Origin of the sequence: Brachymonas moutaii (nom. illeg.) (assembly GCF_049977365.1) — a bacterium.
Lineage (GTDB): Bacteria > Pseudomonadota > Gammaproteobacteria > Burkholderiales > Burkholderiaceae_C > Brachymonas.
The window spans coordinates 1-12,063 of sequence record NZ_JBNGEN010000006.1; the positions used below are offsets into that span (position 1 = coordinate 1).

A 12,063-nucleotide genomic window follows, 5' to 3' on the forward strand; every position below is an offset into this window, starting at 1 on the left:
ATCAATCCTGATGGTTATCTCATAGACATGCTGTGGATGCTTTTTGCGGTGCCCGTACACAGGGCCGTCACCTGAAAAGACATTGAGCAGAATATCCGATGGTGTGCCCCCATTGGGGGTGATGGAGTTTTGCATATGGCACGCAGAAAGAGAGAAGATGGAAAGAAGGGCTGCACTTCCGCGGACCAGGTGCCGAAAGAGCGGATGGCGGTGCAGGCGCGTCAGAGGGGGAGAGGGTGGTCTCAATGGGGGCTCCTGTCCGGTGGGGAGATGTGCATCTGGGTAAGGCTGGCGGGGTGTTTTCTGCCGACAAAGGGTGCTCGGGTCTGGGAGGGCTGCGATCGGGAGGGGGCGGTTCGGGATGCCCTGTTCCGTGCCCTCCGGGAAGACGTGGCAGGAGGAACGCCTGACAGGCACAGTTCCCGTACGAAGCGCACGGCGCTTTCTGGATGCACTGGCGCAGGCATGGCACGATCTATCGTAGCAATGAATTCTCACTAACTACAACTTTGAATTTAATACAGACCGTGCCCCATGGGGGATGATGCCCGCAGCTCCCAGTGGATTGATGCCCCCAGCGGGGATGTGTCTCCGGGTGGTGCCGGATGCTGCCGGTGTGCTGCGCCGCCAGGCCGCTTCCTGGCACAGTGCAGGGGATGCCGGGCATTCAAAATGCATCACAGCGTTCTGCCGCTCCGTGGCAGGGCTGCCCCGTGCGGGGTGGGCATGGCTGTGTCTGGTGCGGAAATCGAAAAATTGCAACGCGCATGCACAGCCAGGAGGCAAATATTCCTGACGGTGCCAGAATGCGCGGGTGGCGTGCTGCCGCATGCGCCTGAAGCATGCCGTCCCGACACGGTGGGAGGCGGTCAGAGGGATCTGTATGATTTCTGCCGTGTGGTGGTGCCGCTCGAGGCGGCCGTGCCCAGGGGACGCCTCCATGCCGATACCCTCTCCTTTCATGGGCATCGCCCCGCTTTCTTTCATGCCGTTTTTTTCTTTTGTGTGCCTTCGCTCTGGAGACACGCCTGTGCCATGGCGCAGGCCTGCGGGGAAATGGCCAGCAGGCATCGCAGTGGGCATGGCCCTGGCCCTGCTTGCGGGATGCATGCATGTGCCGCCCCGCACGGTGGACGCCGATGAGGCGCAGGTGCCAGAGCGGTGGCATGCGCCGCTGACCGTCGAGCCTGCAGCCTCTGTGGCGGTGCCCAAAGAGGCCGCTTCGGCTGCATCCACGCCTGCCACGGGCGCACAGGCTCCGGGTCTCGATGCCCTCTACGACTGGTGGGGACGCTGGAACGATCCCGCCCTGCTGACGCTCATCGGTGCTGCCGAGGAGGCCAGCCCCACGCTGGCGACGGCGGCGGCCCGCATTGCCCAGGCCCGTGCGGCAGTCGTTGGGGCACAGGCAGCGCTCGCCCCTTCGGTAGATGCGCAGGCCAGCGTATCGCGCGGCACCTACAACCAGCTGCCCGATCCCTCGCTGCTGATGACCACGAAGCAGCTGGGAGGCCAGCTGCAGTGGGAGCTGGATCTGTTCGGCCGTCTCCGCCAGGCCCGCTCGGCCGCCGATGCGCGGCTGCAGGGCGCGCAGGCCCAGTGGCACGATGCACGGCTCACGCTGGCGGCCGACACGGCACGGCAGTATTTCGCCCTGCTGGCCTGCCAGGACCAGCGCGACATTGCACTGGCCGATGCACGCTCGCGCACCGACACCGAACGCCTCACCCGGCATCTGGCGGGCGCGGGATTCACCGCTGCGGCCAATCTGGCGCTGGCCGAGGCAGGCACTGCCCAGGCCGAGGCCCAGCGGCAGGAGGTGGCGACCCAGTGCGCAGCGGCACTCAAGAGCCTGTCGGCCCTCACGGCGCTCGATGCCTCCCGCCTGCAGGAGCGGCTGGGCAGCGCCCGCCTGGGCACGGCGCCGGTGCCGAATCTCACGCTCGTGGCGGTCGACCGGGTGCCGGCCGATGTGCTGGCCCACCGGCCGGATGTGTACGCCGCCGCGCAGGCGGTGGCGGCCGCCAGCGGCGATGTGGGGGCGGCCGAGGCGGCCCGCTACCCTTCGCTGGGGCTCAGTGGCAGCATTGCCCGCATGCAGGTGGGCCTGGGTGGCTACGGCCAGGCCTCGGGCTCGACCTGGAGCTTCGGCCCCCTGGCGCTTGATCTGCCCCTGTTCGATGGGGGAAGACGCCGCGCCCAGGCCGCTGCAGCCCGCACCCAGTATGAAGCCGCCGTGAGCCAGTACCGCGCCACGGTGCGCGATGCCGTGCGCGAGGTGGAAACGGCGCTCGATGCCCTGGCGGGTGCCCGCGCACGCAGCCAGCACATGGACCAGGCCGTGGCAGGCTTCCGGCGCCAGTTCGAGGCTGCGCAGGCCCGCTACCGCGCCGGCATGGGCAGCCTGCTCGATCTGGAACAGGCCCGCCACGACCTGCTCGCCGCGCAGACCGCCCAGACCCGCCTGCGGCAGGAGACCCGTGACGATGCGGTGGCGCTGTACCGGGCACTGGGGGGAGGCTGGGATGCCCGCATGCTGCCCGACACCCAGCCGGACCGCACGCTGGTGGCCGAGGGAGAGGCACGCCGCCTGCTGGCTGCCCAGCGCCGCGCGGCCACCGTTTCTGCTCCGGCACGCACGGCGGCTCTGCCTGGCTCCACGGCTGCCGCACCCAGGCTGGCGGCCAGCGCCACGGGGTCTTCCTCTGCCTCTCTTACACCTTCTGTCCCATGAATCTCAAAGCCTTTTCGATCATCGCCGCGTCCGTGGTAGCGGCCCTGGTGGGCGGCTACTGGATCACGCAGCGCAGCTCGGTGCCTGCCCCTCCGCCGGGCACGGCGGCCGGCCCGGCCCGACCCGCCCTCACGGTGCAGACCGTCACGCCCGTGCGCGGGCAGGTGCCGCTGACGCTCACGGCACAGGGCGGCATTGCGGCCTGGCAGGAGGCCATCGTCGGCGCCCAGAGCAACGGACTGCGGCTCACCCGGCTGCACGCCCAGGTGGGCGACTGGGTGCGCAAGGGCCAGCTGCTCGCCGAGTTTGCCGCCGATACGGTGCATGCCGACCTGCTGCAGGCCCGCGCGGCACTGCTCGAAGCGCAGGCCCAGGCGGCCGACGCGCGCTCCAACGCCGACCGCGCACGCAGCATTGCCGACACGGGAGCCCTGAGCACGCAGCAGATCCACCAGTTCGACACGGCGGCCAAGGCCACCTCGGCCCGTGTGGAGGCTGCCCGGGCCGCGCTCGATGCCCAGCAGCTCCGGCTGGGCTACACGCGCGTGCTGGCTCCGGATGCGGGGGTGATTGCCGCCCGCAGTGCCACAGTCGGCGCCGTGGTGCCGGCAGGCACCGAGCTGTTCCGCATGGTGCGACAGGGCCGCCTCGAATGGCGGGCCGAGGTGGTGGCCCGGGATCTGCCGCTTCTGCAGCCCGGGCAGAAGGCCCGCGTGCGCACGCCCGCTGGCACCATGCTCGACGGCACCGTGCGCCAGATCGCCCCCACGCTCGATGCGCAGCGCCGGGTCGCACTGGTGTATGTGGATCTGCCCGATGCCATGGCGCACGGCACGCGCGCGGGCATGTATGCCAGCGGCACCTTTGTGCTCGGCGAGGCAGCCGGCTGGCTGGTGCCGCAGAGCGCAGTGGTGTCGCGCGACGGGCTCAGCTACGTCTTTGCCGTCGGCCCCAACGGCCGGGTGCAGCAGCGCCGGGTCGAAACGGGTGCCCGCATGGGCGAACAGGTCCAGATTCTGCAGGGTGTGGACGGCTCCGCGCCGCTGGTGCGCACCGGCGGCGGATTCCTCAACGACGGGGACACGGTGAGCATCCAGTCGGCCCGATGACGATGCTGCTCCCGCCTCCTTCCGCCCTCCCGTTTCCGAAAGGCGCACGCCATGCTGGTGCTTGAAACCTCGATCGATATTCCAGTCCCCCGCGCCCAGGTGTGGGCCATCCTGACCGACCTTGCGGCCTATCCGGAGTGGAATCCCTTCATGCGCGCTATTCAGGGCCCCCTGCAGCCTGGCGCACGTCTGCAGGTGGATCTGCAGCCTCCGGGCGGCCGGAGCATGCGCTTTCGGCCCCGGGTGCTCGCGTGCCGCGAGGGGCATGAACTGCGCTGGCTGGGGCGCCTCGGCATACCCGGCCTGTTCGATGGCGAACATGCGCTCCTGCTGACCGACGCGACTCACGGCCACACGCGCTTCACCCAGCACGAACGCTTCACGGGCCTGCTGGTTGCGCCGCTGCGGCGCAGTCTGCTGGGGGCCACCCGCCAGGGGTTCGTCGCCATGGACGAGGCCCTGCGGCAGCGCGCCATGGCCCGGGCCAGTGCCGGAGGGCCGGCGTGAACTTTTCAGCCTTCTCCATCCGTAACCCGGTGCCGGCGATTCTGCTGTTCGCACTGCTCACGCTCGCCGGGCTGCTGGCCTTCCGCATGACGCTGGTGCAGGACTTCCCGGACATCCAGCTCCCGATCGTCACCGTGACCGTCACCCAGCCGGGCGCCGCACCCGCCCAGCTCGAAACCGAGGTCGCGCGCAAGATCGAGGACTCGGTCGCCACCGTCACCGGCATCAAGAACATGTACACCACGGTGCTCGACGGGGTGACGACGATCACCGTCGAATTCCAGCTCGAAAAGAACATCACCGATGCCGTCACCGAGGTGCGCGACGCCGTCTCGCAGGTGCGCTCCGACCTGCCCGCCGACATCCGCGAGCCCATCATCAGCAAGCTGCCCACCTCCGGCCGCGTGGTGGAGGTGTACGCGCTGCGGCTCGAACCCGGCTCCGGCTGGGACGCGCAGCAGCTCTCGTGGTACGTGGACCATACCGTCGCCAAGCGCCTGCTGAGCATTGCCGGCGTGGGCGCGGTTAAGCGCGTGGGGGGCGTGACACGCGAGGTGCAGGTGGTGCTCGATCCCGACCGCATGCAGGCCCTGGGCGTGACGGCGGCCGAAGTCTCGCGCCAGCTCGCGCTGGTGCAGCAGGACGCTCCCGGCGGCCGTGGCGATGTGGGCGGCGCCGAGCAGACCGTGCGCACCGTGGCCTCGGCCCAGACGGCCGACCAGCTCGCCGGCATGGCCATTCCGCTCGCCAGCGGCGCCACGGCCCGGCTCGGCGACGTGGCCGATGTGCGCGACACCGTGGCCGAGCCGCGCGCCGTGGCGCTGGTCAACGGCCAGCCCGTGGTGGCGGTCGAGATCTTCCGGGCCAAGGGAGCGAGCGAGCTGGAGGTGGCCCAGGCCGTGGCGCGTGCCATGGACGAGCTGCAGGCCGGCCATCCGCAGGCGGTCATTGCCCGCATCGTGGACAACGCAGCCCCGGTGCAGGAGAACTTCGACGGCAGCATGCACCTGCTCTACGAGGGCGCGCTGCTGGCGGTGCTGGTGGTGTTCCTATTCCTGCGCGACTGGCGGGCCACGCTGGTGGCCGCCACCGCGCTGCCGCTGTCGATCATTCCGACCTACCTCGGGCTCTACCACTTCGGCTACAGCCTCAACGGCGTCACGCTGCTCGCCCTGGCGCTGGTGGTCGGCATTCTGGTGGACGATGCCATCGTCGAGATCGAGAACATCTCGCGCCACCTCGCCATGGGCAAGACGCCCTATCAGGCCGCGATGGAGGCCGCCGACGAGATCGGTATGGCCGTGATCGCCACCACCTTCGCCCTGGTGGCCGTGTTCCTGCCCACGGCCTTCATGAGCGGCATCTCGGGTCTGTTCTTCAAGCAGTTCGGGTGGACGGCCGTGCTCGCCATTCTGGCGTCGCTGGTGGTGGCCCGGCTGCTCACCCCCATGATGGCCGCCTACCTGCTCCGCCCCCAGGCCGGCGCCGGGGGCCATGCCACGCACACCAACGCCCTTTCCCCTTCCGGCAACGCACCAGCGGACGACGGCCCCCTCATGCGCCGCTACATGGCCACCATGCGCTGGTGTCTGGATCACCGGCGCTTCACGGTGCTGGCAGCGGTGGGCTTCTTCGCCGCCTCGCTGACCCTGGTGCCGCTGCTGCCCACGGGCTTCGTGCCCCAGGCCGACCGGGGCCAGACGCAGGTCACCATCGAGCTGCCCCCTGGCGCCACCCTCGCGCAGACCCGGGCCCTGGCCGAAACCGCCCGCCAGCGCATCGCGCAGGACCCGGACGTGGTGAGCGTGTACGCCTCGGTGGGCGGGGGATCGAGCGGCGACGGCTTCCACCCCGGGGCCGCCGCCGAAGTGCGGCGTGCCGTGCTCACGCTGGTGCTGCTGCACCGGCGCGACCGGGCCGACACCATTGCCGACATCGACGCGCGCATGCGCACCCTCGTGCAGACCCTGCCCGGTGCCCGCTTCCAGATCGGCAGCGGCGACATGGGCAGCAAGATGGAGCTCACGCTGCTCGGCGACGAGCCGGCCACCCTCACCGCGACGGCCCGCGAGGTCGAACGCCAGCTGCGCACCCTGCCCGGCATCGGCGGCGTGACAAGCGACGCGGCCCTGGTGCAGCCCGAACTCATCGTCCGCCCGGACAGTGCCCGCGCGGCCGAACTGGGCGTGACCACCGCCGCCATTGCCCAGACCGTGCGCGTGGCCACGGCAGGCGACTACGAACAGCAGCTCCCCAAGATGAACCTGCCCGACCGGCAGGTGCCCATCCGCGTCAAGCTGCCCGACAGCTTCCGCGCCCACGTGGGCGACCTCGAACGCCTGCTGGTGCCGGGTCGCACCGGGCTGGTCCCGCTCGCCGATGTGGCGAGCATCCGGCTCGAGAGCGGCCCCTCGGTCATCAACCGCATCAACCGCAGCCGCAGCGTGCGCTTTCAGATCGAGCTGGGCTCGCGCACCCTGGGCCAGGCCAATGCCGCCGCCCGTGCGCTGCCCGCCATGCAGCACCTGCCGCCCGGCATCCGCATCGCCGAGCTGGGCGATGCCGAGGAAATGCAGACCCTGTTCGCCAGCTTCGGCACCGCCATGGCCATCGGGGTGCTGTGCATCTACGGCGTGCTGGTGCTGCTGTTCCGCGACTTCATGCAGCCGGTGACCATCCTCGGCGCGCTGCCCATGGCCATCGGGGGCGCCTTCGTGGCCCTGCTGCTCACACACCGCGCGCTGTCCATGCCCTCGATGATCGGGCTCATCATGCTCATGGGCATCGTCACCAAGAACTCCATCCTGCTCGTGGACTACGCCATCATGGCGCGACGCGCAGGCATGGACCGCCGCGCCGCCCTCGTCGATGCCTGCCACAAGCGCAGCCGCCCCATTCTCATGACCACCATCGCCATGGGCGCCGGCATGCTGCCGCTCGCGCTCGGCCTGAGCAAGGGCGACCCGAGCTTCAACTCGCCCATGGCCATCACCGTCATCGGCGGCCTGCTCACCAGCACCCTGCTGAGCCTGCTGGTGGTGCCTGCCCTCTTCACCTACGTCGATGACCTCAAGCTCGCGCTGATGCGGCGCATGCGGCACACACCGCCGCCCACCCGCACGCCACCGGCCTCCTCATCCCCTGATCCAGCCCCCGAGGAAGCCGTCTGACATGACTGCCCTGCTCCTCAAGACCCTGCTGTCTGCCGTGCTCATCGTGGCCATCTCGGAGCTGTCGCGCCGCAGCAGCTTCTGGGGTGCGCTGCTCGCCTCGCTCCCCCTCACCTCGCTGCTGGCGCTGGTCTGGATGCACCTGGACGGCGCCGGCAGCGAGCGCATCGCCACCACCACGCTCGACATCTTCTGGCTCGTGCTGCCTTCGCTGGTCTTCTTTTTGCTGCTGCCCGCGCTCCTGCGCGCAGGGGCGGCCTTCTGGCCCAGCCTGCTGCTGAGCTGCGCAGCCACGGCCGGCGCCTACGGCCTCATGGGACTGTTCCTGCACCGCGCGGGGAGTTGACGCGAGCGCACAGAATCTGGCCGCCCGAGGCGACCGGACCGGCACAGAGACGGGAGGCCAGCCCCGCCCGCCCGGTGTCAGTGCGTGGCCGGCACAGCACTCGGGGCACGCGGCGCCCCGGCAGGCACACGCGTGAGCCGCATGCCAACCAGAATCGCCACCACCGTGCCCACCTGCACCAGCACCTGCATGCCAGAGGGCATGGCCTCGTAGCCCACGAGCGTGTGCAGCACCCGGCCAGCCAGCGCGTCATCCCCGAGCAGCCAGGAACTGTCCCACAGCGGTGTGGCCAGACTCGGCAGCCAGTCCGCCTGCACCAGAAAGCGCGCCGCCTGCCCGGCCATGGCCGCTGCCAGCAGCACGATGAAACCGCCTGTCGCCGCAAAGAAAACCCGCGTCGGAATCCGCACGAATCCCGCATACAGCCCCACTCCGGCCAGCGCCCCGGCCAGCAGGCCCAGCGCCCCACCGCCTGCCACCTGCATGGGAGTCTCGCCCCCGCCTGCCAGCAGGCCGTAGAGGAACAGCACCGTCTCGGCCCCTTCGCGCAGCACGGCCAGCGCCACCACCACCGCCACGGCCGACATCTCGCGTGCACCGGCCTGCACCTCGGCCCCCAGCGCATGCACCTCCTGCGCCATGCGGCGGCCGTGGCGCGCCATCCAGATGACATGCCAGGCCAGCATGGCCGCCGCCAGCAGCAGCACACCCGCATTGAGCAGCTCCTGCCCCACGCCGTCGGCCAGATCGGCAATGGTGCGCATCAGCGAGGCCACGAGCACCGCGCCCAGCACCCCCGCGCCCACCCCGCCCGCAAGCCAGCGTCCCCGGCCCGGCAGCGCACGGGTGGCTGCAGCCACAATGCCCAGAATCAGGGCAGCTTCCAGCGTTTCACGAAACACGATGATGGCAGCTCCGATCATGGCATTCACTCCGCAATGACCACGCCGCGCGCGGTCTTTTCATGAAACTCGCCAAAGAACGGGTAGCGTCCCGGCTTGAGCGGACCGATCGGAATCTGCACCGTGGCCCCAGGCGCCACGATCTTCTCGCGGTGCAGCGTGTAGCTCTCGAACTCCTCGGGCGTGGGGTCCTGGTTGTGCACCATCAGCCGCACCTTCTGCCCCGCCGGCACCTTCACCTCGACGGGCATGAAGCGATGGTTGCGAATGGTCAGCGCCACCTCCGGGTCGGCCGCGAGCGCACCGGTGGCAACGAGGCACAGCCCCAGCGAAATGAACAGGCGTGTCATGCGTCTCTCCTTGGTCAAAGATGCGCATGATAACGATTCTCATTTGTAATGCAACCCCAAGGGGCTTTTCCCACACACCGCTCCATCGGCCGCACAGGTGCGGCCAGCAGCAAATGGAATGCGGAATGCATGGCCGGGAAGAAACCGGCCATGCGGCCTGCCAACCTGTCCAGCGTTCGGCGTTCGGCGTTCGGTTCGGTCAGGCTCGTCTCCCTGCCCGCCTCAGCAGGCCGTGCAGGCCTCGTCTGCCGGCACCGGCGTGCTGCGGCCCTGCCGCGCGCCGCGTGCATCCGCTTCCAGAGCGGCACGGTACTGGGCCAGTTCCGCCACCGACAGCTGGCACAGCCCATGCTGCGCGGCATAGTCCCGCACCTGGGCGCCGCGCATCATGGTGCCGTCCGGATTCATGAGCTCGCACAGCACCGCCATGGGCGCACAGCCCGACAGCCGGGCCAGATCGACGGACGCCTCGGTATGCCCCCGGCGTTCCAGCACCCCGCCCGGACGCGCCACGAGCGGAAACACATGCCCCGGGCTCACCAGCCGTCCGGCATCGCGCGTCTGCACCCCGGCCAGCGCGGCCCGGATGGTCGTGAGACGGTCCGTGGCGCTCACGCCGGTCGTCACGCCCGTGGTCGCCTCCACCGACACCGTGAACGCCGTGCCCTGGCGGCTGCGGTTGCGCGCCACCATGGGCGCCAGCCCCAGCACATCGGCATCGGCCTGGGGCATGCACACACAGACAATGCCGCTGCCGTCGCGGATCATCTGCGCCATCTGCGGCACGGTCATGTGCTCAGCCACGGCGATGAGATCGACTTCGTCCTCGCGCTCGGGATCGTCGTGCACCAGCACCATCGCCTGCTGCCGCAGGGCCTGCAGCCCGGCCTGCACGCGCTCGCGCACCCGCGCCGGCAGGGCCGCCACAGCAGCACCAGCACCGAGTGCAGACAGGGAGGAAAGGGAAGAATCAAGGGAAGTGGACATGTGAAAGCTCCTTCATGGGAAATCCAGGAAAAACGCTTTCAAGGCGTGAAGCCTCCACCCGTGCCCGGGCAGCGCAGACATGCAGACGATGCACGCCCACCATGCGCAGCCCTGCCGCCCTGGCCGGACAACCCGAACCGGGGCAGATGCAGGGGCCGCACAGACACGGCGGACACGGTGCGCCAGCCAGACAACTGGCGACCGCGGTCCAGGGGTGGAGCTGGTCTTCTTTCATCCGGACTGTCACCGTCGGCCGGGGCTTTGCACCCCGTCTGCTGACCTCCGGGCCACCACATGTTTCCATGCGCGGCACACCGGAGCGCTCGCGGGCTCGCGCCGGGTGACACCCACCCTGCGCCTACCGCCGGTAGGGAATTGCACCCTGCCCTGAAGACGTGCCGGCAACCGGCCACCCGGCCGATCCCCGACGCAGACCAGTGTACTCGGCAGCCCATCCCCCTGCCAGCGGCAGTGGTTCCGGCATGCGGGAAGGAATCGCCCCGTTACCGTGCAGGTCCGCCGACAGGCACCGCCTGCAACACGGGTGCGCCACCCAGTGCCTGGTAGGTGGTGACCAGGTTGTCGGCGCGGTTGAGCTGCACGTCGAGGAGGGCCATTTCGGCAGTGCGGCGGGTTTCCTGCGCGTCGAGCCAGGTCTTCATGGCCACGGCCCCTGCGCGGTAGCGGATGCGGGTGAGCTCCTCGGCGCGACGGGCCTGCGCCAGCGATTCGGTCAGCCGCGCCTCCTGCGTCTGGAGCTGGGTGCGGTTGGAGAGCGCGTTCTCCACGTCCGCCAGCGCGCTGTAGAGCGTCTTGCGGAAGGAGATGATGGCCTGCTCGTAGCTGCTCTGCGCAATGGCGGTGTTGCGCTGCATCTCGCCGAACTTCAGGAAGGGCAGCACCAGCCCTGCCCCCAGCGTGGCCACCGGATTGCCGAGCACGTTGGCCAAGCTGGCACTGCCGCTGCCGAGCGTGCCGGTGAGCGTGAGCGTGGGGTAGTAGCTCGTGCGGGTGGCGTCCACATTGGCGAGCGATTCGCGCAGGCGCATCTCGGCGGCCTGCAGGTCGGGGCGCCGCCCCAGCACGTCTGCCGGCACTCCGGCCGGTATGGCCGGCAGCGCTGCCAGTGCGGGCAGACGTGGATGCTGCGCCGCCTCGGGCAGCGATTCGGGCGGTGCGTCGAACAGAATCGACAGCGCATGACGCTGCTCCACGCGCTGCTGCACATAGGTGGTGAGCGCCGCTTCCTGACTCGCCAGGGTCTGGCGGCTCTGGGCCAGATCGAGCCCCGAGATGGATCCGGCCCTGTACTGCACCTCGGCAATCTGCAGGGTCTTGCGGGCGGTGTCGATGCTGGCGCGCTGGCGCTCGATCTTCTGGTCCAGGGTGGCGATCTGCCAGTAGGTCTTGGCCACGGTAGCCACCAGCGCCTGCGCGGCGGCCTCGCGGTCCTGCTCGGTGGCAGCGGCTTCCCAGTCGGCCATGCGCTTGCTGGCGGCCAGCCGACCCCACAGATCCACCTCCCAGCTCACGCCCAAGCTGGCCGATGAGCTGCGGCTGCTGTTGGCTGTATCGCTGTCGAGGGCACGGCTGCTGGACACCGACACGTTGGCCGACGGCGTGGGCAGCATGTTGCCCACGGCATTGCCCACGGCCAGGCGCGCGCTGCGCACCTTCCAGGCCGCCACGGCCAGGTCGGGATTGCGGGCGAGCGCATCGTCGATGAGCGCCGTGAGCTGGCTGTCGCCCAGGCTGGTCCACCAGCGGCTGCCGTACACGCCCTCGCGGGTATGGCCGGCCGCCTGCTTCCACTGGTCGGGGAGCTGCACTGCAGGGGTGTGATAGGGCGTGCCGGCACAGCCGGCAAGCACGGCGCCCGCCACCAGTGCCGCCACCAGGCGGACAGATGGCACGGCGCGAACGGAACGAAATGCAGAATTTTTCATGGTGGCAGACAC

The 12,063-nt window shown here is 69.7% G+C and carries 9 protein-coding genes and 1 riboswitch; of the genes, 5 read left to right on the forward strand and 4 right to left on the reverse strand.

The features are described 5' to 3' along the window. The first annotated feature begins 1,081 nt into the window (after window positions 1–1,081). From ACP2WS_RS07885 to ACP2WS_RS07905, 5 genes are read left to right on the forward strand one after another with little or no spacing between them, the layout of a single operon-like run. Window positions 1,082–2,734 (forward strand): efflux transporter outer membrane subunit, encoded by a 1,653-nt coding sequence (locus ACP2WS_RS07885; RefSeq protein WP_426460305.1) that lies wholly within the window; start codon window positions 1,082–1,084, stop codon window positions 2,732–2,734. After that, the gene (locus tag ACP2WS_RS07890; protein WP_426460306.1) at window positions 2,731–3,843 is read left to right on the forward strand and encodes an efflux RND transporter periplasmic adaptor subunit; all 1,113 of its coding nucleotides are present in this window, start codon (window positions 2,731–2,733) and stop codon (window positions 3,841–3,843) included. The genes ACP2WS_RS07885 and ACP2WS_RS07890 overlap by 4 nt, the downstream gene beginning before the upstream one ends. Before the next feature lie 51 nt (window positions 3,844–3,894). Beyond that, the gene (locus ACP2WS_RS07895) at window positions 3,895–4,350 is read left to right on the forward strand and encodes an SRPBCC family protein (RefSeq protein WP_426460307.1); all 456 of its coding nucleotides are present in this window, start codon (window positions 3,895–3,897) and stop codon (window positions 4,348–4,350) included. Continuing rightward, on the forward strand, window positions 4,347–7,520 hold the full coding sequence (locus ACP2WS_RS07900) for an efflux RND transporter permease subunit (RefSeq protein WP_426460308.1): 3,174 nt from the start codon (window positions 4,347–4,349) through the stop codon (window positions 7,518–7,520). Before ACP2WS_RS07895 ends, ACP2WS_RS07900 begins: the two co-directional genes overlap by 4 nt. A 1-nt stretch (window position 7,521) precedes the next feature. Further along, window positions 7,522–7,866, forward strand: a complete 345-nt coding sequence (locus ACP2WS_RS07905; protein WP_374494066.1) for a DUF3147 family protein — start codon at window positions 7,522–7,524, stop codon at window positions 7,864–7,866. Window positions 7,867–7,943: 77 nt separating this feature from the next. Here ACP2WS_RS07905 and ACP2WS_RS07910 read toward each other — a convergent pair whose 3' ends face one another. The 4 genes from ACP2WS_RS07910 to ACP2WS_RS07925 form a co-directional block, all read right to left on the reverse strand. Beyond that, the gene (locus tag ACP2WS_RS07910; protein WP_426460310.1) at window positions 7,944–8,789 is read right to left on the reverse strand and encodes an FTR1 family iron permease; all 846 of its coding nucleotides are present in this window, start codon (window positions 8,787–8,789) and stop codon (window positions 7,944–7,946) included. A 5-nt stretch (window positions 8,790–8,794) separates the two neighbouring features. After that, complete coding sequence (locus tag ACP2WS_RS07915) at window positions 8,795–9,118, reverse strand: cupredoxin domain-containing protein (RefSeq protein WP_374494068.1); 324 nt, start codon at window positions 9,116–9,118, stop codon at window positions 8,795–8,797. 222 nt (window positions 9,119–9,340) lie between these two features. Then, window positions 9,341–10,105: a 3,4-dihydroxy-2-butanone-4-phosphate synthase gene (gene ribB / locus ACP2WS_RS07920; RefSeq protein WP_374494069.1), complete on the reverse strand. Its 765-nt coding sequence runs from the start codon at window positions 10,103–10,105 to the stop codon at window positions 9,341–9,343. 219 nt (window positions 10,106–10,324) lie between these two features. Then, a riboswitch (FMN riboswitch) is annotated at window positions 10,325–10,504 on the reverse strand. A gap of 104 nt (window positions 10,505–10,608) precedes the next feature. Further along, on the reverse strand, window positions 10,609–12,051 hold the full coding sequence (locus tag ACP2WS_RS07925; RefSeq protein ID WP_426460311.1) for a TolC family protein: 1,443 nt from the start codon (window positions 12,049–12,051) through the stop codon (window positions 10,609–10,611). Between the last annotated feature and the right edge of the window lie 12 nt (window positions 12,052–12,063).

Bases quoted from the DNA above. Each gene is read 5' to 3' on its own strand.
- ACP2WS_RS07910 (WP_426460310.1), bottom strand. From the start codon at position 8,789: ATGATCGGAGCTGCCATCATCGTGTTTCGTGAAACGCTGGAAGCTGCC.
- ACP2WS_RS07885 (WP_426460305.1), top strand. From the start codon at position 1,082: ATGGCCCTGGCCCTGCTTGCGGGATGCATGCATGTGCCGCCCCGCACG.
- ribB (WP_374494069.1), bottom strand. From the start codon at position 10,105: ATGTCCACTTCCCTTGATTCTTCCCTTTCCTCCCTGTCTGCACTCGGT.
- ACP2WS_RS07915 (WP_374494068.1), bottom strand. From the start codon at position 9,118: ATGACACGCCTGTTCATTTCGCTGGGGCTGTGCCTCGTTGCCACCGGT.
- ACP2WS_RS07925 (WP_426460311.1), bottom strand. From the start codon at position 12,051: ATGAAAAATTCTGCATTTCGTTCCGTTCGCGCCGTGCCATCTGTCCGC.
- ACP2WS_RS07895 (WP_426460307.1), top strand. From the start codon at position 3,895: ATGCTGGTGCTTGAAACCTCGATCGATATTCCAGTCCCCCGCGCCCAG.
- ACP2WS_RS07890 (WP_426460306.1), top strand. From the start codon at position 2,731: ATGAATCTCAAAGCCTTTTCGATCATCGCCGCGTCCGTGGTAGCGGCC.
- ACP2WS_RS07905 (WP_374494066.1), top strand. From the start codon at position 7,522: ATGACTGCCCTGCTCCTCAAGACCCTGCTGTCTGCCGTGCTCATCGTG.